The sequence below is a fragment of the Pseudanabaena sp. PCC 9330 genome, assembly GCF_055795045.1.
The window spans coordinates 286306-306713 of record NZ_JAYFES010000116.1; the positions used below are offsets into that span (position 1 = coordinate 286306).

Genomic DNA, 20408 nt, shown 5'->3' on the forward strand with positions numbered 1-20408 from the left:
GAAAACTCCTTAGGCTCTGGGATACTGGTAAACCTGAATCCGCATACTCTCGCTGGGCAGGTCGTTGGGCCGCACCGTCAACGCACCCTGGGCCGCGCGGGTGACGGGCGTACCTGGCATCAGAGCCAAAAACTGATCGACCGGGTCGAGGGTGCAGCTTTCCGCAGCGGCGGTAGTCAGGTAATGGGTCGGAATCACAATCTTAGGTCTCAGCACCTGCACGGCCTGCACCGCTTCGGCGGCATCAAAAGCCTTTGGCCCACCGCCCACCGGCACCAGCATGATGTCGGGGCGACCCAGCAAAATCTGTTCTTCGACTCCTAACGGGGCAGCGGCTCCGCCCATGTGCACAATGGTGACGCCGCCCTGGGTCCATTTCCAGATGGTGTTGTTGCCAAAGCGCCGCCCCCCTTCGCGATCGTGGGGAGTGAGAAGGCCTTGAATCCGCAGGTTCTCAAAGTCGAAAACGCCGGGGTCGGTGAGCACCCTGGGTTCGCCGGGCAAATCATTGAGATAGCCTTCGTCGAATAGGCGGCTGCTGATCATGACAATGTCGGCGGGCACCGCTGGCGAAGGAAACCCCGCCGTACAGCCAATCTGCCGGAAGGGATTTACCAAGATGCGACGCCCGCCGCCGGTAAACAAAAACGCCGTGTGGCCCAGGCTGCGAATGGTGACCCCGTTAGTCTGGGCCTGGGCAGAGCCGACCAGCCCCAACCCTAGGGATGCCCCTACCCCCGCGCCGGCGTAGCCCAGCAGTTGTCGCCGTTTCATCACTCTCTTACTCCCGCACGTATAGCTATGGCTAGCCTAGTGTAGACCGTGAACTGCCGATATTGGCCCCAAATTTGGGTCAGCCAAGCGCCTGACCTTCTCCCCTCACCCGTAGGGGGCATAGCGCAAGGCGCGGCTCTGCCTAAGCAGCCTAGAGATCTGGGCAGAACCGATAACCTTGGGCTTGGGCCGCAATGCACCGTCGCTGGAGGATTCCTGCGACGGTGCATTGCGGCTTTGGGGCATAGACTGGCTGCTTCTGCTGGGGTGGCGACGCCGCGAATGCACCCTACGCGATCTGGGGTGTGCGCTCAGAGCTAGCCTGGCCGCTGACGATCGCACCATCTACCCCATAGTCTTCTGCCACCAGCCGCGCCGTCATCTTGGCCGACATCATCACGCTGGGGGTACCGGCGCCGGGCTGGGTGCCCGCCCCGACCAGGTAGAGACCGTCGATGTCTTCGCTGCGGTTGTGGGGGCGGAAAAAGGCCGACTGCACCAGCAGCGGCTCTAGGCCAAAGGCATTGCCTGCGTAGGCGTCGAGGGTGCCCTCAAAATAGTCGGGGGTGATGTAGCTGTGGCACACTAGCCGCTCTCTCAGGTTGGGCAGGAAGCCGCGCTCTTCGAGGAAGTCAAAGACAATGTCGCGCAGGCGATCGCCCACCTCGTTCCAATCAATGCCCGACTTGTTGTTGGGGATGGGCACCAGGGTGTAGGCGGCATGGTGTCCGGGCGGAGCCAGGGAGGGGTCGGTGAGGGTGGGCAGGTGGATGTACTGGGAGAAGTCTTTGGGGAGGATCTTGCGGCCAAAGATGTCTTTTAGCAGCTCTTCGTAGCGGGGGCCAAGGATGATGGTGTGGTGGCGGAGCTTATCGGTCTCTTTACCGTCGGCCTTGAAGCCAAAGTAGATCACAAACACCGACATCGACTGCTGACTCAGCTTCACCCGTAGATCGCTGTTCCAGAAGCGATACTGGGGTTCGATCAGCTTGCCATAGGTGGTGGCCCAGTCGGCATTCGACACCACCGCATCGGCATTCATCACATAGCCATCGCCCAGGGTGACGCCCGTGGTCACTTTTTTGCCATCCTTGCGGGTGACGTTGATCTTGGTCACCGGGGCGTTGTACTTGATCTGGCCGCCCAGTTCCTCAAATTTTTTCACAAAGCCCTGCACCAGCGCCCCGGTGCCGCCCATGGCAAAGTGAATGCCCCAGGTTTTCTCTACGAAGTGAATCATGGCGTAGATGGCGGGCACCGACAGGGGGTTGCCGCCCACCAGCAGCGGCTCGAAGGTGAAGACCTGGCGTAGCTTGTCGCTCTTGAAGTAGCGGCTGCTAAAGCGAAACAGGTTGCGCACGGCGTCAAGCTTGAGCAGATCGGGGGCCACCTTGAGCATGGTGCCCACATCGCCAAAGTGGGTATAGCCCAGCTCTAAAAAGCCCCGAGCAAAAATGGCCCGCGACTGCTCGTGGAAACGTTTGTAGCCCTCCAGATCGCCCGGCTCGCCCAGGGCCAAAATTTGCTCGTAGGTGTGGGCTTCGTCGCCGTCGTAGTCAAAAAAGGTGCCGTCGTCAAAGAAAATGCGGTAAAAGGGCAGGATAGGGACGATCTGCACGTAGCGGCTGGTGTTGGGGCCGCCCGAGACCCCTTCTTTAATGCGCTTGTTCTCATCGACGATGGTGGAGGGGAAGTCTTCGGCGGTCAGGTTGGCGCGATCGCGCTCCAGCGAAAATAGCTCCTCAATAAAGTGGGGCACCGTAATTACCGTCGGCCCCATATCAAAGGTAAAGCCCTGTTCGCGGCGCACGTAGGCACGACCGCCGGGGGCATCTAGCGCCTCGACGATGGTGGTGTCAAAGCCCAGGCTTTGCAGACGAATGCCCATGGCCAGCCCGCCGATGCCCGCTCCAATTACGATCGCCTGCTTCCGGCCCATGCTTGACTCCTGAGAGATTTGTTACAAACGTTAATACGTTTTCGTATTCTACTACCCCTGGCTCTCCTGGGGGACTCTAGCTCTGCGCCAATCTCTACCATAATGGGGAGAGACCACCCTTAATATTCGTTTACAGACTCTCTCACCATGGCCAAAGACCTTCAGCAATTTTTAACCCTTCTCGACCAGCGAGGGCAGCTGCGTCGCATTAGCGCCCCGGTCAGCCCCGAGCTAGAAATTGCTGAGATTGCCAACCGACTGCTGCTCGGCGGTGGCCCCGCTCTGCTGTTTGAAAATGTGCGCGGAGCCAGTATGCCCCTGGCGATCAACGTGCTAGGCACCGTCGAGCGGGTGTGCTGGGCCATGGGTATGGAGCACCCTGCCGAGCTAGAGACCCTGGGCGAAAAGCTGGCGTTGCTCTACCAGCCCCGCCCGCCAAAGCAGTTTTCCCAGGCCATTGACCTGGGTAAGGCGTTGTTTGATGTGGTCAAGGCCAAGCCCATGCGCGATCTGCTGCCCCCCTGCCAGCAGGTGGTGCTCAAGGATGACGCGGTAGATCTCAACCAGATGCCGCTGCTGCGGGTCTACTCGGGTGATGCCGACAAGGTGATCACCCTGGGGCTGATGATCACCAAAGACCCGGAGACCAAAATTCCTAACATTGGGGTGTATCGGCTCCAGCTTCAGTCGAAAAATACCGCCACGGTGCAGTGGCTGTCGGTGCGGGGCTGTAGCCGCCACCTGCGCAAGGCGGCAGAGATGGGGCAAAACTTGGAGGTGGCGATCGCGATCGGCGTCCATCCTTTAGTCATTCTCGCTGCCGCCACGCCGCTGCCTATCGACCTGTCAGAATGGCTATTTGCGGGCCTCTACGCCGGTAAGGGCCTCACCCTGGCCAAGTGCAAGACGGTAGATCTCGAAGTCCCCGCCGAGTCAGAAATCGTGCTCGAAGGCACCATCACCCCCGGCGATACGGCGGTGGATGGCCCCGCTGGCGACCACATCGGTTACTACGGCGGCGTCAACGAGGCGGCGCCCCTGCTGCGGTTCCACTGCATGACCCACCGCAAAAACCCGATCTATATGACCACGTTTAGCGGTCGCCCACCAAAGGAAGACGCCATGATGGCGATCGCCCTCAACCGCATCTACAACCCCATCCTGCGCCAGCAGGTACCCGAGATTCAAGATTTCTTTTTGCCCATGGAGGGGCTGAGCTACAAGGCCGCTGTGCTCTCCATTGAGAAGTCATACCCCGGCCAGGCCAGACGGGCGGCCTTCGCCTTTTGGTCGGCCCTGCCCCAGTTTAGTTACACCAAGTTTGTGATCGTGGTCGACAAGGCCATCAACATCCGCGACCCCCGCCAGGTGATGTGGGCCGTTACCTCCAAGGTAGACCCAGTGCGCGACGTATTTATTTTGCCCAACAACCCCTTTGACAAGCTCGACTTTGCCACCGAGCGCCCCGGCCTAGGCAGCCGCATGGGCATCGACGCCACCACCAAGGTCTACCCCGAAACCGATCGCCCCTGGAGCGAAGAACTGACCCCCGACCCTGATACGGCGGCGCTGGTAGACAGTCGCTGGGTAGAGTATGGCCTGGGGGATTTGAACCTGGGAGATGTAGACCCAAACCTATTTGGCTATGACCTGCGGTGATAGAAAAATTGGGTAAGGGCAGACCCCTGGGTCTGCCCTGGCAGAAAATTGGGCCATGGGGATTGGCCACCATCCTGGTGTGGGCGGTGGCGATCTGGGGGTGGATGCCTGGAGCATCGGCCAGCCTGCTCTGTCGCGAGGTCGAAGGGCACCGAGTGTGCCTTGAGAGCATCCAGCGCAGCGCCAAGTACCTGTGGGAGTATCGGGTGGTAGCGGCAGTGGATGGGCAGAGGCAACCGCTCCAGGTCTACGACTGTCGCTCAAAGGTTGCTGCGGATAGTGCCTCATCCTTTGAAGCGGCGATGGAGGCGTTTATCTGCAACTTGGTGCATCGCTGAAGCCAAGGATCAGAAACCGGGTTTCTCGTCATGCTAAAGGAATTCAACAGAGAATAATTCATTGAAAGACAGCCTGACCGTCCCCTCCTCGGAGGGGTAGGGGTGGGTCAATCTGGGATGAGAAGCCTTTTCCCTATATTCAAAAGCTCGCTTTTTGTCGCTATTTTGACCCACCCCGCCCTCCGGGCACCCCTCCAAGGAGGGGATGTGACTAGCTGTTCTGCGGCATGGGATTCAATCGAACTGGCGTCATGCTAAGGCTGGGGTTTTTCGAGGTTGGCGTCGCCCACGGTAAAAGACACCGACATCGGGTTGTCTACCCGCTTGGAGGCCTGACGCAGCTCTAGACCCACAACTAATCCGTCATCGTCGTAGTCAAGAATCATGTTTGGCGAAACGCGGGCCGTCTCGCCCACTTCGCTTTGATTAAAGGCAATTTGCAAGATGTCGCGATCGGGGTCGTAGATGATCTGCATAGGGCAAATGAAAACAGCAGAAAAGCAATAGGCGATGTGATAGCCGCCATCATAAAGTGTTTCGGCCCTGATGGTCGATCGAGGTGAGGAGGGTAAGGGAGTGGATGGGTGAGCTTACCCTTGGTTGAGGGGGGTGGGGCGGGGGCGATCGCCCTGCCACTGGCGGGGCCAAAATAGCAGCTTCAGCAGCAGCCCGAGGGACTGTAGTTCGCCGGGGCTGTGCCACCGTCGCCACTGGCCGGGTCGGCAAAAGAGGGTGGTGACCAGGGTGCGATAGGTCGCCGGGGCCATGGGGCCAAACTGCACCCGAATCAGGGGAGACTCGTCCTGCTGACCGACGGCGGTAATGATGCCCTCTAGGGCGATCGCCTCCTCGGCAATGTCTATATCGACCGCCATGCCCACCGCCAGCGGAAACTCGGGCGTCGCCCCCTGGGTGAGGGCGATCTCGACTCCGGCCTCTGACAGTTGGGTGGTGATGCCCCACCAAGCTTTTTTCTGGCCTGGCCTCAGACCCTGAGGCGCAATTTTAATCACCCGCCGCAGGTCGAGCCACACCTGGGGGTCTGGGCGCGGCACATCGAGCAGCACCAGCAGCGCCACCGCTAGCATGCCCAGGTTGTAGGCGCTCCACATCCAGCCTAGAGCCATGCCCTGGGTTTGGCCGCCGCCATCTCCGGCACTGTGAAATACAAACAGCGCTACATTGCGCCAGAGACTGATAGCGGTGAGGACAAACATCCCCACCAGGGGCGCGGCCAATGGCCAGTTAAACCGAAACCCTTCACGGCAGGTGCCCTTGGGGGTGACCTGAAACCCCTTGGCAAAGGGCTGCACCATGGCCTGCACCACCGTCGCCGCCAGGGGAAACACCAGCACCAGGGCATAGACATCGGATAGTAGGGCCGATCGCGATCGCTCGGTCAGCCAGGCGTAGACCGTAAACTGCACCAGGTAAAAGGGCAAGACAAAATAGAGAAAATCTGGGGTTGTCGCCTGAATGGGCACCATATTTAGCCCTGAGAAGACCAGGGGCAAAATCAGCAAGATCAGGCGGGGAATGCTGCCAAAGTGATTCATCAACCCTTCTAGATGCCCCAGGCGCTGGATTGGGCTCAGCCCTGGAATGGTCAGAGGATTTGACTGGATGAAAAACGCCTGGAGAGTGCCCCTGGCCCACCGCAGCCGCTGGGCCACATGGCCGGCAATATCTTCTGCCGCCAGCCCGGCGCTGAGCTGCTCGTTGAGGTAAATAATCTCGTTGCCCTGGGCCGCCAGCCGCACGGCAGTAAAGTAGTCTTCGCTGAGAGAGTCGGTGACAAACCGGCCAATTTCGTCGAGGGCGCGGCGGCGTACCACAAAGGAGGTGCCCGCACAGACTACGCTGCCTGACCCATCGCGCATGGGCTGGATCTGGCGATAAAACACTTCTTCATCGGGGGTGAGCACTCCTTCTAAACCCAGGTTGCGGGCGATCGGGTCGGCGTTGTAGAAACTCTGGGGCGTCTGCACCATACCCACGCTAGGCTGCTGAAAAAAGCCGACGGTGCGACTGAGAAAATTGCGGGTGGGCACAAAGTCAGCGTCAAAGCAGACGATCAGCTCGCCATCGGTCTGCCCAAGGGCATGGTTAAGGTTGCCCGCCTTGGCGTGGTGGTTGTCGGGGCGAGTCAGGTAGTGACAGCCCAGATCGGCGGCCAGAGCCTCGATCTCGGGGCGGCGGGTATCGTCGAGCAGGTACACCCGCTTGCGGGAGTAAGCCATCGCCTGGCAGCCGATGACGGTGCGACGCAAGATAAAGGCGGGCTCGTCGTAGGTGGGAATGAACACATCCACCCAGGGCTGGTAGTGCCCTGTCAGCACCTCTCTCTCCAGTAGGTCGGCCTGGGGGCGGCGATCGCGCACCCCCAGCAGCAGCACCATCTGAATCAGGCTCATGGTGAGGCCAAATAGCTCGACCAGCAGCAGCAGCAGGCTGAGGCTGCCCTCCAGCGGGGCGGCCAAATTGAGGGTCGCCAGACAGCGCCACGCCAGATAGCGCCCCAGCAAAACCAGCAAAATACCAATCACCAGCCGCCGCGACCAGGAGCGCGGGCGCGGCGACAGACGAGTTACCACCAAGGCCACCAGGGTCAAGACTGCCGCTGGTGTGGCCAGATAGTAGAGGGCTAGGCCCGGTGCTTGCACCCAGCCTGGTGGCTGAGACTGTACTGCATAGAGTCGGTCAAAGGCAGCTGTGACCTGTGGGTTGCCGGTAAACCAGGCGATCGCGATCGCCACCGCCAGACCCAGGGCTGACCCTAAAACTAGGGTGGCCCAGCGTACTGATGGGCCAGCGTTAGTCGTAGCTGTGGGCCTAGGCACCGACCGAGATAAAAACGGCATAGGGTATGAGATGGGGTAGACAGCAACGGTAGAACAGCCCGCAGGGACGCACGAACAGATGCTAACGACATCGTTCTGATTTAGATTTTGGTGGAGACTCCTGAGAGCTGCCTGAGCGTGCTGCCCCAACCGGGCCAGGCACCGGTAATTTGCCCCAGAGTTTGCTCCAGAGTTTGCTCCAGGAGCCTCATCCCAAATCCTGCTCGCCTACCCCCGATGCAGTAGGGCGAACCGCTGTAAGGCCTGCGGCCAGGCTATGCCAACGCCCTACAGGTGGGCCGGTTGGACATCGGGGGTATGGAATTCGGATTCGGTATCAACCCTAGATTCAGCTCCCCTACTCCCAATTCTTCAAAGGTCAGGTGTGTAGCCCAGCCAGAGACCCGGCCTTGCCCGAGGGAATTGGGGTAGCCACGTCAGCGGTAGAATGCCGCATTATTTACCCTACGCATAGGCCTAGCTATTGGATGATCTATGGGGTGATTGCCCTGGCTTGCATTGCTCATGGCCTTGGACAGCTCTCTGTCATGCCTGTGCAAACGGGAAGACACTCCTGCGTAGATTCTTGTCTACGCGGGAATGACGAGCCGCTCAGCGACTCCAAGAATGATGCCGGTTAGCGGGTGCCGGGCTGCTGCCCGCCCACAATGGTCTGGCGCAAAATTTCGTGGCCAAAACTGTAACCGCCCCCCAGACGGCGCAGCAGACCGGTGGCCACCATGGCCTCGAGCCACGGGCGGGCGACGAAGGGCAGCCCCCGACGGCCTGCCAGTAGCAGCCGCACAATGGCGTGCTGCCAGCTAAAGGAAAGCCACAGCAGAGCGCTGATCAGCCCTGCCCCCAGCAGTCGCGATCGCCCCTGGGGCAGCAGCGTCAGAGCCGGTTGGCCAGCAGCCATAGAGGGGAGCACCAGCAGTAAAACCACCACAACGGCCAGCACCAGCACCAGCAGGGATGTGTTGCGCAGAGCCAAGTAGGTGTCTTGGTTGGGGGTTTGACGTCCCTGGGCCGACCCCAGCAGCCCGGTACCCAGCAGCCCCACCAGGGCCAACCCCCAGCCGACTACAGCCCCGATCGCCCCGCCGTAGCCAAAGGCCACCCCGCCGTAGCCAAGGGGAGACAGCAGCAGCGCGGCGACCGTGCCCAGCCCCAGCCCTAAGCCCAGACTCAACCCAGCCGCCGTGGCCAACAGTAAAAGGAGGCGACTGGGGGATGCGATCGCCAGCCCCAGATGCAGATAGGGAAACCCTTCGAGATCGACCTGGGACACCAGCAGCCCCAGAGCCAGCCCCAGGAGCCAGTTGCCCCCCACCAGCCCGACCACCAGGGCGATGGTGAGACCCAGCAGCAGCCGGTAGAGCAGCTGGCGTGAGTCGGGCAGCCAGGCGCAGCGTAGGTCGTCGAGATAAAACAATCGGGGCCGCTGGCCCAGCTGGTCGGCCAGCCAGGCCAGGGCATCTCGGTGTAGCGCTAGATTGCCTTTGGCCTGGGTCAGGCGATCGTCGACATAGCGCTGCATTAGGTCGGCCTGGCTGCGCACCGGGGGCACCGCCAGGTGGGGCATGGCCACCAGCATGGTCAAATATAGGGGCAGCCGGGCCAGCTGTTGCAACACCTTGCTGCTCTTGATCACGGGCCATAGGTCAGGGCGGTTTTGGCTCAGCACGTAGTCTTTTACCTGCTGAGCTGCCAGGGGAATGATATTTATCCCGCCGTTGAACTGATCAAAGGTCAGCCCCGATGACTCCAGCACCTGGCGACGGCAGCAGAGCAGTGCGGTTTGGTTGGGGTTGCCGCGCAGCAGAGCCTCTAGGGCGGCAGCAAATTTGCGTTTTTGGGGCGTGGCCAGATGGTCAAAGCCATCGATCAGCAGGGTGAGCTGGGCGGTATCGACCCACACACTGGCCGTGCCCTTGGCTATCCGGTATTCGCGCCATAGGGTAGCCAGCAGCCACTCTCGCATGGGTTCGCCAGCCCAGCCTGAAACATCGAGCAGCACCGGCACCGGCCCATCGCACTTGAGCAAAATCTCGCCCACCGCCAGTAGCGTATGGGTTTTGCCGACCCCTGCTTCGCCCAAGATCAGCAGTCGCCCGTCAATGCCATCGCGCTGAAACAGATCGGCGATCGCCCCCGGAGATTGCAGCACCTGGTCGGTTTGGCTGCCAAACTTGAGCCCCCACACCCGGTAGTTCATAGCGATATCGCGGCGCGGTGCCACCAGAGGTAGCCCGGCGCAATGGGCCGCTAACTGGCGACTGACCACCTGGGCCAGCGCCTGCAAGTCTGCCGCCGGAGGGGCTTGGCCGGGCATGAGCGATCGCAGCGTGCTGGTAACCATAGGGCAAGGCGCAACCCCAACGAGTGAGCATAGTGTAGCTGGGTGAGAAACTAGTAGCGGGGCACCGAGCGATCGACCAGTTGGGCATAGGCATCGATGCCGCCGGTCACATTTTTGAGCTGGCTAAAGCCCTGCTGGGCCAGCCAGCCGCACATCTGGGCCGATCGCATGCCGTGGTGGCAGAGCACGATGGTCTCGCGGTCGGCCTCAAACCGACTGTGAATCGCTCCCGACCATTCTGCAAACTCGCTCAGGGGCAAATTCACAAACCCAGGCAAACTGGCCAGGGCCACCTCCTGGGGCTCACGGACATCGATCAGCTGTAGGTCGTCACCCGCCTCGGCCAGCCGCTGGGCCAGAGCCTCAACGCTAAACGATTCAAAGGGGGCGGTTTGGGAAGATCCGGTCATAGGTCAATTTTAGGGCGAGCCGCTGGAGTTGACCCACCTACTCTGCCAGGGGTGACTAGGTTTACGCAACCTTAACCCACCCGCCCGGAAGGGTAGAGTACGGTAGGCAAGGTCTGCTGTTGGCCACCCAAGGAGCGCAATCGATGAAAACCATTGGTCTGATCGGCGGCATGAGTTGGGAGTCAACCCTTGAGTACTATCGCATTCTCAACCAGCTCACTCGCGATCGCCTGGGCGGGCTGCACTCTGCCAAGATCATTCTGTTTTCAGTCGATTTTGCCGACATGGCCGTCATGCAGCACGAGGGCCGCTGGGACGAGATTGCCGCCATTCTGATCGAAGCCGCCCAACAGCTGCAAATGGCCGGGGCCAGCATGGTGCTGCTGTGCGCCAACACCATGCACCGCCTGGCCGACGACATTCAAGCCCGCATTTCAATTCCTTTTTTGCACATTGCCGACGCTACCGCTGAGCACCTCAAGGCCCAGGGGCTGCGCCGCGTTGGCCTGCTCGGCACCACCTTCACCATGACCGGCGACTTCTATCGTCAGCGCCTCCACGACAACCATGGTCTAGCGGTGCTGATTCCTGAGGCCCCAGGCCGCGAAACCGTCCACCGCATCATCTACGACGAGCTGTGCCAGGGCCAGCTCAAGTCCGATTCACGGCAGCAGATTCTAGCCCTGTGCCAAGACCTGGCCGCCGAGGGGGCCGAGGGGGTAATTTTGGGCTGCACCGAGCTAGAGCTATTGCTGAGCGAATCCCCGGCCAATCTGCCCCTCTTTCCTACTACCCGCATCCACGCTGAGGCGGCGGTGGAGCTGGCTTTGGGTTGATGCGGGGTTAGGGCAGCCACTGTCGGCCCAGGGCCACAAAAATCTCGCGATGCTGACGAAAGAGGGTGTAGCCGTAGACGGCGACGATCGCAAACAGACACAGGTGAGCGATCGCGCTGTAGGTGCCAATAATATCTCCCGGCGTCCAGCCGTGGTAGTTGACCAACTGGTTCATGTCGCCGTGGTCGGCGTCGCCCCACATCGTACCAAACGGAATCGAGGCTCTGCCCCGGCGAACTTGGCCCCACAGCCACAGCTGGCCCCAAAAGCAAAAGGCCGCCCCCAGCACCACCGGAAACCGATAAAAATCCCACCGAAAGTACTCGGGCAGGGGCAAGAAAAAGCCCACAATCAGCAGGGCCGACAGGTAAATTTCGCCGCCGATGCCGCCAAAGGAAAACAGCATGTCGAAGGTGTCGGTGGGCAGCAGCCAGGTCATGGCAAACTGCACCACTATCAGGGTTGCCGCTAGCACCACGGGCCAGCGTTTGCCCTCGCGGTGCCCCGCCCAGGCTAGTAGCCCCAGCAGAGTGAGTATGCCCAGGTAGACAAACAGCGATCGCTGGGTGCTAATCGTCGTCCAGCCAATGGGCAGGGGCAGCGCCTGCCGCCCGGCCAGCCAGGCAATGGTGGCGTGGCCAAACTCGTGCAGCCAAATTTTGATGCCGTAGAGCAGGGCGTTGACGATGGGCATGGCGTTCATCAGCATGCCCAGCAGCATGAGCAGGGGGAAGAGCAGCCCGTTAGTGTAGGGGTTTTGAAACGAGAGGATATCGGTGTTGTCGGGGGCAGTGGGTTGGTTGGCTAAGGGGTTGGGGGGCTGACGTCGCGATCGCCCTAGGGGGCCGGTCTCAGCCCCTCGCGGCCTGGGGGGCGTACCGGCGGCCTCTTCGCTTAGGGAGGTATAGGCGGGCTCGGCGACAACGGCGGACTGCTCTAGGTGATTTTTGAGGGTAGTAAAGGCCCACTTGAGCGGCTCTAGGGCGGCGCGATCGCCCTTTTTCAGCAGCTCTGCCCGCCGTTTAAAGTAGACCGCCTCCACCTGGGCCAGAGGTGCTTCTAGGGGCAACGCTAGCTCTTGGTAAGCGCGGGCGATCGCCGCCAGTGGGGGGCCAGCCACCGACCCCAAGGGCGGAAAATCCTCTGGAGAAGCATCCTGGGCCACCAGGGCTGAGTTGGGCTTAGCCGGGGGAGCAGCCTCGGGCGGGGCACTGGTGGAAGCGATCGCCAGCAGGGCAATCTCTTCGCTCCAGGTGGGTTGGGCAGAGCCGGTCTGGGTGCCGTAGAGATGCAGAATGCCCAGGGTAGGCACTTGTAGCCGCTCTAGCACACGGCGGGCGTAGGCCACCGTGGCCGGCTGGGGTGGGGCCGAGCTGGCGGTAAACCATAGGTGTAGGGTGTAGCTCTCTCGCTCACCCCGCACGGTAACGCCCTTGGGCTTGAGCGAACTGGAAATTAGGGCGGCGATCGCCGCCGCATCCCCATCCTTAGCCCGCTCCAGTAGCGAAGGTGACATGGTGTCAGCGTCCTGGCTATAGCTACTACGTTAACCAGAGTACCCAAGCCCCCTCCCCAGAGATAGCCACGACCAGTCCTGGTGGGTTAAGGGTGATGCCTACGGATTGGCGATCGCCGTGACTGGAGCGGCTTCTTCGCCGTTGACGCCGAGGCTTAGGGCTGAGTCATCGATCTCCTGACTGTTACGAATAGCTCGCTCTAGCAAGAGGTTCAGCACAGTGCGGACGGCGATAATAATCACTAACCGGGTGATATCTTCCCACTGGCTCGACAGCATAGTTTTTAGAATGCTGGCGCCGACTAAAAAACTCAGCCCCAGAGAGAAGGAATACCCCATCGCCAGGCGGCTGCGCTGAAAGGCTAGGGTGGTCTGGGGTTGAAAGAGTGAAGAGCGAAGGAAAATCAGCAGAGCGCGAATAATGCCAACCGAGATGACAAATATTGCTAGCAGTTGGCAGGTGCTGATTAAAATTCCGCTCAAGGTCCGCACTAGGTCGGCCAGGTTAGTGCCAAATAGTTGAATATCCATAGCTCTGATTTTAGAGGCAATCTTCTCGGCAATTGAAACTAGCGATTGAAAGTTGCTCTGGTGGGGTCAAGATAAAATCTGTTTACCTAATCGTTTACATGAGAAGGATTGCGATTGACTGCAACTATCTCCTTGGGCTCCTCGGGCTTCTCGGGCGGGCTCGTCGTCGCGGGCGAGCGCAGCGGCGTGGGCAAAACCACCGTCACCCTAGCGCTGCTGGCGGCCCTGGCGCAAAAGTCGTGCCGGGTGCAGTCGTTTAAGGTGGGGCCAGACTACATCGACCCCATGTTTCACCGCCAGGCCACGGGTCGCCCCTGCTACAACCTTGACCCAGTTCTAACTTCGGAACCCTATGTGCAGCAGTGCTTTATTCGCCGCTGCCAGGATGCTGAATTTGCCCTGGTAGAAGGGGTGATGGGCCTGTTTGACGGTGCCTCTGGGCTGTCTGATGTGGCCAGCACTGCCCACGTAGCCCGACTGCTAAACCTGCCGGTGCTGCTGGTGGTGGACTGTGGGCGACTGTCGCGATCGGTGCTGGCGATTGTCCATGGCTACCGCAGCCTTGACCCCAGGATTCACATCGCCGGGGTGGTGCTGAACCGGGTGGGCAGCGATCGCCACCTCGACCTGCTCAAAGACGCTCTAGCCAGTATCGATATTCCCATTCTGGGCGTCTTGCGGCGGCAAGATGCGATCGCCCTGCCCGATCGCCATCTGGGCCTCGTCCCCACCGCCGAACTTCCCCAGCTCCCAGAGATTCTCGATCGCCTCGCCCACCTCGGCCAAACCTGCTTTGACTGGCATGGCCTGACCCCATTGCTATCCATTGCCCCGCGATATGGGCGCACGGCGGTGCGCCCCTACTTCACCACCCCAGCACCCAAAATTGCGATCGCCCAAGACGCCGCCTTTAGCTTTTACTACTCCGACAACCTCGATATGCTCACCGCCCTCGGAGCCGACCTGGTGCCCTGGAGCCCACTTCAAGACGCTCAACCCCCTGACGATATTGACGGGTTTTACTTTGGCGGCGGCTTTCCTGAAATGTTTGCCGCCGCGCTAGCGGCTAACAAGGGCCTGCGAGACCAACTCAAAACCCTGCTCACCCAAGGCATGCCCACCTACGCTGAGTGTGGGGGGCTCATGTATCTGGCCACCACCCTGGTCGATCTGGAAGACAAACCCTGGCCGATGGTGGGGGTGCTGCCCACCACAGTACGAATGGCCAAGCGGCTCACCCTGGGCTATCGACGGGCTACGGCCATGCAGGGTAGCTCTGTTCTATCCGCTGGGCAAGTCGTTTGGGGCCATGAGTTCCACCGTTCTGATACTGAGACGCTGCCGCTGGAGCCGCTCTATCAGCTTCAGCGCTACGGTGCAGAGCAGCCCCACACCGTCGAGGGCTGGAGCCTACATCAAGTCCATGCCTCGTACCTGCACCTGCACTGGGGTGGCTGCCCCGAGGTCGCCCAAGCCCTGGTGGTAGCCTGTCGGCGCTATCGCCAAGCGCGTCAAAAGCACCCATAAAAACGACCTCTCGCCGCTGTCGGAAAGAGGTCATTGACTCGCGTCTGCCTAGGGTGCCAGCGCGCTAGGCAGGCGGTGCTTAGCCGTGGGTCTAGCCAGTCTAGAGATAGGCTTGGCCGCGCATAACAGAAGCTTGAATGTGGCGCTGGACAGTCCAGCGATCGCCACTGACAGCCTTGCGGTCTTGCATACCGGGCACATAGCCACTGGCCAGGGCGGCGCTAAAGTTCACCAGTTCGTTGGTAGTCCAGTCGCGGTTAGATTGGGTAGCCATAACAGTTCGCTCTTCTCTTTTGATTACTCTTGCATAGTAACAATCTGTATTTGCTTATACCAAAACCGATGTCCATAGCGTCTATGAGTAGCTTCGATAAATAATACTTCTCTCGATAGATGTCATTTGACAGCCACAAAAAAAGCGCCCTCTATTTCACCAGAGAGCGCCTGTGCAAAGGCTACAAAACTACCGTTTGGCTGGGCGTATTAGCCCGTAAAATAGCCCATCAGCTGAAATTAATCGCCAAAGGAGGAGATCACGGTCTTGGCTGACTCGATCGCCTGGGAGAGCAGCGTGGCATGCTCGGTGTAGGCGGTTAGCGCCGTAGCCGGGTCGGCATCTGCGAGACCGGCGGTGTCGGTCGACAGCGTAGTGATGGCCTCAGAGACCTCTGCAAACGCGGCTTGCAGCTCGTCGAACTTAGTACCGAGCTGAGTGTCGATCGCCTCTTTAAGCTGGTCGGGGGCAATACCCAGGGTGGCCTTAAACTTGCTGGTGTCAGCCACCAGGCCATCAAAAGCGGCGGCGGCGCTATCTAGAGCGGTTTTGGCACCGTCAATCTTGGCGGGTAGGGTGGTGGCGCTGATCGACTCGGGGGCCACAGCGGCTTTGCCCAACTGCTTGGTCAAGTCTTTGGTGACCGACTTGAGGGGCTTGAGAGCCTCTGCAAAAGAGCCATCTAGAGCATCAGAATAGTCATCTAGAATGGATTCCACAAAATCCTGGGCAGCCTTGGTCATTTTGAGATCCATGGTTTCTGTAAAGGTGCCCTTGGGCGCAGCTAGCGCCTGAGACCCAGCCCCAGGCAGGCTCAAAAACACGAAGGTTACTACCAAAACCCCAGCCGCTACAGCTTTAAAGGCGCGGCTAGCAAGGCGATGAAGGTGAGTCAGCATGAAACTGTTCCTAAAATTTCTAAAGAACCAAACGACGACTGCTGCTTGAAGCGCTGAGATAACGGCTTCTATTGCACCTTTAGAGGGTCGCCACAGAAGTATTGCTACAGAACCACCAAAACGACCTCACGAACTGTATCCCTAAGGATCGAGTTGCCCCAGGCGATCGCCGGAGGAGTGCAGGCAAAAAACACGTCTATGGATTAGTCCTGCGGCAGTGCTGAAAGGCACAGCAGCCCTTAGTCAATCATCTAAGGGCATTGCATACTGTACACAGCTAACAGTTAATTTTCAATAATGCCGTCTAGAAAATAGCATTTTGTAGCCAGCGACCCATTGCGGTCACTAATGGCCGCAATGGGTCACTGATGACCAATCAAAGTATCGCTATACAAACACAGGGCGGATGATGGGGCTCGAACCCACGAATGGTGGAATCACAATCCACCATCACAGCTACAGCAGGACAAGTGTTTTGTTTCTAAGTACCCTGAAACCCCTATTAAACCGTGAGACTTAGGGGGCTATTTAGGGTTATGTGGGATTATGTGTAGCTATAATCGGATCACACAGCGGATCACACTCTTGCCCATGCCACTTGACTTTGAATCCGAGCTTAAAAAGGTAAATGAGAGCTTACGTGCCAGTGGGGTTGCTCTTTCTATCGTGCAACGTCGTCAAAGGCTGGTACTTAGAGGTACCCTTCCACCCAAGCCAGAGAGCGATCGCACTAAGCCTCATAGACAGTTCATACCGATTGGCAGAGTGTTTGCTTCAGTGGCAGGCTTAAGGGCGGCACGTAAAACCGCTCAGAAGGTATGGGTTCAGCTTGAAGAGGGGGGCTTTAAGTGGGGCGATTGGGTAGATAGCTTGCCAGAAAGTAAACCCATCAAGCATTGGGTGAGCGAATTTGAGGCTGATTACTTTGCCCGTCGTGGGAAGACCCCAAAAACTGAAACCACTTGGGATAAGGACTACCGGTTACCGTTTGCCAAACTTCCTCAGGATGTCCCTTTAACGGTTGAAAGGCTGAAAGCAACAGCTTTGGCTACTCCTGCCAATAGTCGGACAAGACAAAGGTATTGTACGGCATTCAACGCCCTTGCTAAGTTTGCGGAAATTGATTGTGATCTTTCGGGATTCAGAGGAAAGTATTCTCCACAAGCAGTGGATCCGCGAACTATACCTCCTGATGAGCAGATATTAAGTTGGATCGAATCTATCCAAGATCTACGTTGGAAGACGTTTATTCAGCTAATGGCTACGTATGGTGTACGCAACCATGAAGTTTTCCATATTGATCTAGAAAGGCTAAAAACCAACCCACTGGCAGCAATCTCAGATGGCAAAACGGGAGCACATTCTGCTATGCCGCTCCCATTAGAATGGTGGGAAAATTGGTTTAAGGGCAAGGTTCTTGAGTTACCTAAAATTACTTGGCGTCGTAATGATGACATAGGGAGACTCAGCGCTCAATATTTTAAGCGTCAAGGTCTGCCATTTCATTTATATGATGTTCGCCATGCCTGGAGTATTCGTTGTACTCATAGCGGCATAGATCCAGCGATCGCAGCACGGCTCCAGGGGCACAGCTTAAAAGTCCACAGTGATATCTATTTACGCTCAACTTCAGAGCGTGACTATCTCGAAGTGCTTCGTAAATTAGGGCACCGTGACTCTGGTGGAGTTGCATAAAAATTACGCAGTGCTGACACCTTAACGGCATAATTTGCCCTTTTGCCATGACTAGTATCTACGTAATGCTCACCATAGGCTAACCAACCAGCATTAATATCATCCCTTAGCTTCTCTTCGCTAAAGGCTGGGCCAAGGGCGAGAACTGCTTCTTTAAGAGGTACCCATTGGTTCTCCTGGTTTTGAGAACGTTGATACTGTAGCTCCTGTTGAACAATATCTAATCCTGTTCGTAAAGTTACTACCATTTCCTCTAATACTTTTAGGCTTGGGTTAGATTCTTGTTTTGCCATCAAACAACCCTCCCATACTTCTGACGTGCTTCAGGTGAGGCTTGGTTAACTGCCCTGTCAAAAATCATTTCTTTTATATAGAGCACCGTGGCTGGAGGGCCACTTCCACGCTTGATATAGTGAACTTCTTTAATCCAGTTCTTGTGTAGTCCTTTAAGCGAATCTTTTTCACATTTAAGGAAGTTACAAGGTTCTTCTGTAATCGAGAGATTAAAATTCATAATAGATCCTTATGATTTATTTGTTAGGAATTACATTAATAGTTTCAAGATGCTCAATTGCATTTGCAATTTGCATAAACGTTTCTTGGGGTAATGATGTCCGCAAGAAACTAATAAATTCTTGGGCATGATTATCCATTAACGTCTTAATTTCTAAACGTTTAGCGCTTTCTAATCCATAAAGCCTCATTCTCAACTCAATATTTCGATGCAACTGCTGGGTGAGTTTAGCCAGGTCGCTAGGACTTTCAGTTTGACCTAGCTTGGTGGAGAGCTTTAACCAAATTCCATCTAAGCGTTGACTTTCAAGTTCTCTGAGGTTTTCACAGATTTCAGCAGTATGAGATCTAGTTTCAGAAAGTGCTACTTGAACATCTTGAAAGGCTTGAACATGAGAAATTCCTAGTTCTTCACCTATTTGCCTAAAGGTGTAACCCTGAAGCCTTAGATCGGAAACTTTCTCTTTTCTAATGGCTAGGTTGCATTGATCTGGGCTTAGCTTTCCTCCGGGCATTTGTTAAATCACCTATCAGTTAACCTGATTATCTCCAATTACAAGCCTGAGAAGCTTCTGAATAGCGATTCACCATTATTGAATCAGGCAAAATCAAGAGTTAGTAGAAAGGGCGCGGCATCGAAGCGGTAGTGAGCATCGCTGGGGTTTACTCCGACATGTGGGACATTCCAGAACCCGCTCAAAGTACAAACAAGCCCTCTGGGAGGGACAAACACCAAGGAAGCCTTGGGATAGACAGCGCCAAGGATGAAGCCGAGAAAAGACTAGACGAATTTAGAAAAAATAAAAAATATTTTTTATCTGGTGGTAGTTGTGTATGGGACTCGCTCTGGTGAATCCATAGCGTTGAAGTGAAAGCATTTCTCTGACGATTGCGACTCAGTATGGATAGAGCAGTTCTACAGTCGGAGGAGATATGTCAAGTTGGCAAAGATGAACAAGTCTAGGGCGCTTGTGCTGCCCTGTAAGATGCGAGAAGCGATGATGACTCGTCGTAGTGCCTCATCTCATGAATTAGCCTTGCCTGTTCCTAATAGTGGGAGCTGTTTGAACGATTGCAACTAGATTATTTTTGGCACTTGTTCGAGATTTTTGAATGAGCTTGTGATCTGAATCACTCAAGACCGGAAAAACTTACTTAAAACTGTTCATGTTCCTATATTTAGAGTAACTTTTCCCGGTCATGTCCTTGAGGAAAGAAAATGATCACTTTTCCTCTATGGTGCGGAACTACCAATATAGATAGAGGCGTTATATTAGTTCCATTAACTCGAACCAACTAAATGATTGTTTCTTCTTGCGTTAGGGATGCTAAATTAAGAGAATACAAATTATAAATTTATTAGTTAATGAAACAAACTCTCGAATCTCCAATATCAGTTTTCAAGTTTTCATATGAGAACTCTACTGTACCTGCTTACACCACTACAATATTAGATGCGCTGGGCAGTATTCGCACTAATGAACGGGCAAAAATTGTAAGAGATATTTACCAGAAGGAAGGCAAAAGCAAGCATTATAAAGCTGAAAAGAAGAAACTACCTGGCATTACCTGGGCTGGAATCTTCCCTATCCGCAAAGATGACTGTATAGATCAAGTCAGCGGAGTGATGTACCTGGACGGAGATGAACTAGACATTACTCTTGATCAAATAATCCAATACCCTGAAGTTGTAGCCTGCTGGAAGAGTGTTTCTGGAACGGGATACGGCTTTCTTGTTTTCTATGAGGGTAACTACAAGAGTGCTTTCCGTGAACTTAGCATACGGTTTGAGGCCAGAGGTATTAAGCTTGATCCTCAATGTTCAAATATTGGACGGCTTAACTTCCTCTCTTATGACCCTGAGCTTTGGATAAGAGAAAATTGGGAGTCCTGCCCTGTTGTCGTTGGCCCCGAACCTGAGTTGGGTGAGGTCGAGGATATTCCGACAGGTACTTTTGCAGCAACGCTTGAGGAGGTCATTGAGAACTGCATAGGGTACGCAAACGATCGCGCTGGTAAGTACGAAGAAGGCAATCGTTACAACTACAGCATTTACCTAGCTTGCAAGCTAACTCGGTATGGCGTCCCTTTGTCGGAAGTTTTCAGTGACATCGAAAAATTCATTCCTGACATCACTGACGACACTCTAAATCGTCTTGACGAACTCTATCATCGTTGGGCTAACCAATATGGTACCTGGCTGGTTGACTGACAAAACTAATCGGCAGCATAGCAGTACGTGTGTATTTTGAACTCGATTCGATAGATGCGCTGCTCATGTTGTTTCCGAGACGC

At 56.6% G+C, this 20408-nt stretch carries 19 protein-coding genes; 6 read left to right on the forward strand and 13 right to left on the reverse strand.

Going from position 1 to position 20408, the window contains the following annotated elements:
* Positions 1–9: 9 nt before the first annotated feature.
* Both AC0QKW_RS22110 and crtI read right to left on the reverse strand, forming a co-directional pair.
* Positions 10–774, reverse strand: coding sequence for an MBL fold metallo-hydrolase (locus AC0QKW_RS22110; RefSeq protein ID WP_473153265.1), 765 nt, complete (start codon positions 772–774; stop codon positions 10–12).
* A 289-nt stretch (positions 775–1063) separates the two neighbouring features.
* Positions 1064–2713 carry a phytoene desaturase family protein gene (crtI, locus tag AC0QKW_RS22115; RefSeq protein WP_473153266.1) on the reverse strand — a complete coding sequence of 550 codons (1650 nt, stop codon included), beginning with the start codon at positions 2711–2713 and terminating at the stop codon, positions 1064–1066.
* A 147-nt stretch (positions 2714–2860) separates the two neighbouring features.
* On the opposite strand from crtI, the gene AC0QKW_RS22120 reads away from it, so the two are divergent.
* On the forward strand, positions 2861–4372 hold the full coding sequence (locus AC0QKW_RS22120; RefSeq protein WP_473153267.1) for a UbiD family decarboxylase: 1512 nt from the start codon (positions 2861–2863) through the stop codon (positions 4370–4372).
* Entirely contained in the window at positions 4369–4710 is a 342-nt protein-coding gene (locus AC0QKW_RS22125; protein ID WP_473153268.1) for a hypothetical protein, read from the forward strand. The genes AC0QKW_RS22120 and AC0QKW_RS22125 overlap by 4 nt, the downstream gene beginning before the upstream one ends.
* Positions 4711–4964: 254 nt before the next feature.
* On the opposite strand, the gene AC0QKW_RS22130 is transcribed toward AC0QKW_RS22125, so the two are convergent.
* The 4 genes from AC0QKW_RS22130 to AC0QKW_RS22145 form a co-directional block, all read right to left on the reverse strand.
* Positions 4965–5186: a DUF2283 domain-containing protein gene (locus AC0QKW_RS22130; RefSeq protein WP_473153269.1), complete on the reverse strand. Its 222-nt coding sequence runs from the start codon at positions 5184–5186 to the stop codon at positions 4965–4967.
* A gap of 114 nt (positions 5187–5300) precedes the next feature.
* Positions 5301–7571, reverse strand: a complete 2271-nt coding sequence (locus AC0QKW_RS22135; protein WP_473153270.1) for a glycosyltransferase family 2 protein — start codon at positions 7569–7571, stop codon at positions 5301–5303.
* Between the two features lie 616 nt (positions 7572–8187).
* On the reverse strand, positions 8188–9912 hold the full coding sequence (locus AC0QKW_RS22140) for an NACHT domain-containing protein (RefSeq protein WP_473153271.1): 1725 nt from the start codon (positions 9910–9912) through the stop codon (positions 8188–8190).
* A gap of 50 nt (positions 9913–9962) precedes the next feature.
* Positions 9963–10322 carry a rhodanese-like domain-containing protein gene (locus AC0QKW_RS22145; RefSeq protein ID WP_473153272.1) on the reverse strand — a complete coding sequence of 120 codons (360 nt, stop codon included), beginning with the start codon at positions 10320–10322 and terminating at the stop codon, positions 9963–9965.
* A 143-nt stretch (positions 10323–10465) separates the two neighbouring features.
* On the opposite strand from AC0QKW_RS22145, the gene AC0QKW_RS22150 reads away from it, so the two are divergent.
* Positions 10466–11158 carry an aspartate/glutamate racemase family protein gene (locus AC0QKW_RS22150; protein WP_473153273.1) on the forward strand — a complete coding sequence of 231 codons (693 nt, stop codon included), beginning with the start codon at positions 10466–10468 and terminating at the stop codon, positions 11156–11158.
* Positions 11159–11165: 7 nt separating this feature from the next.
* Here AC0QKW_RS22150 and AC0QKW_RS22155 read toward each other — a convergent pair whose 3' ends face one another.
* The gene (locus AC0QKW_RS22155) at positions 11166–12674 is read right to left on the reverse strand and encodes a hypothetical protein (RefSeq protein WP_473153274.1); all 1509 of its coding nucleotides are present in this window, start codon (positions 12672–12674) and stop codon (positions 11166–11168) included.
* A gap of 99 nt (positions 12675–12773) precedes the next feature.
* Positions 12774–13205, reverse strand: coding sequence for a DUF1622 domain-containing protein (locus AC0QKW_RS22160; protein WP_473153275.1), 432 nt, complete (start codon positions 13203–13205; stop codon positions 12774–12776).
* A gap of 114 nt (positions 13206–13319) precedes the next feature.
* Between AC0QKW_RS22160 and AC0QKW_RS22165 the strand changes: the two genes are divergently transcribed.
* Positions 13320–14732, forward strand: coding sequence for a cobyrinate a,c-diamide synthase (locus AC0QKW_RS22165; protein WP_473153276.1), 1413 nt, complete (start codon positions 13320–13322; stop codon positions 14730–14732).
* Between the two features lie 100 nt (positions 14733–14832).
* Here the strand turns inward: AC0QKW_RS22165 and AC0QKW_RS22170 are convergent, their stop codons facing one another.
* Positions 14833–15006 carry a hypothetical protein gene (locus AC0QKW_RS22170; RefSeq protein WP_473153277.1) on the reverse strand — a complete coding sequence of 58 codons (174 nt, stop codon included), beginning with the start codon at positions 15004–15006 and terminating at the stop codon, positions 14833–14835.
* Positions 15007–15245: 239 nt separating this feature from the next.
* The gene (locus AC0QKW_RS22175) at positions 15246–15905 is read right to left on the reverse strand and encodes a hypothetical protein (RefSeq protein WP_473153278.1); all 660 of its coding nucleotides are present in this window, start codon (positions 15903–15905) and stop codon (positions 15246–15248) included.
* A 591-nt stretch (positions 15906–16496) separates the two neighbouring features.
* On the opposite strand from AC0QKW_RS22175, the gene AC0QKW_RS22180 reads away from it, so the two are divergent.
* On the forward strand, positions 16497–17600 hold the full coding sequence (locus tag AC0QKW_RS22180) for a site-specific integrase (RefSeq protein WP_473153279.1): 1104 nt from the start codon (positions 16497–16499) through the stop codon (positions 17598–17600).
* On the opposite strand, the gene AC0QKW_RS22185 is transcribed toward AC0QKW_RS22180, so the two are convergent.
* The 3 genes from AC0QKW_RS22185 to AC0QKW_RS22195 are packed head-to-tail and all read right to left on the reverse strand — an operon-like array spanning position 17546 to position 18628.
* Positions 17546–17893, reverse strand: coding sequence for a hypothetical protein (locus AC0QKW_RS22185; protein WP_473153280.1), 348 nt, complete (start codon positions 17891–17893; stop codon positions 17546–17548). The two genes, AC0QKW_RS22180 and AC0QKW_RS22185, sit on opposite strands and share 55 nt — an antisense overlap.
* Positions 17893–18114: a hypothetical protein gene (locus AC0QKW_RS22190; protein ID WP_473153281.1), complete on the reverse strand. Its 222-nt coding sequence runs from the start codon at positions 18112–18114 to the stop codon at positions 17893–17895. Before AC0QKW_RS22190 ends, AC0QKW_RS22185 begins: the two co-directional genes overlap by 1 nt.
* Positions 18115–18130: 16 nt before the next feature.
* On the reverse strand, positions 18131–18628 hold the full coding sequence (locus AC0QKW_RS22195) for a hypothetical protein (protein ID WP_473153282.1): 498 nt from the start codon (positions 18626–18628) through the stop codon (positions 18131–18133).
* A gap of 851 nt (positions 18629–19479) precedes the next feature.
* Here AC0QKW_RS22195 and AC0QKW_RS22200 point away from each other — a divergent pair.
* The gene (locus AC0QKW_RS22200) at positions 19480–20325 is read left to right on the forward strand and encodes a BT4734/BF3469 family protein (protein WP_473153283.1); all 846 of its coding nucleotides are present in this window, start codon (positions 19480–19482) and stop codon (positions 20323–20325) included.
* Positions 20326–20408: the final 83 nt, after the last annotated feature.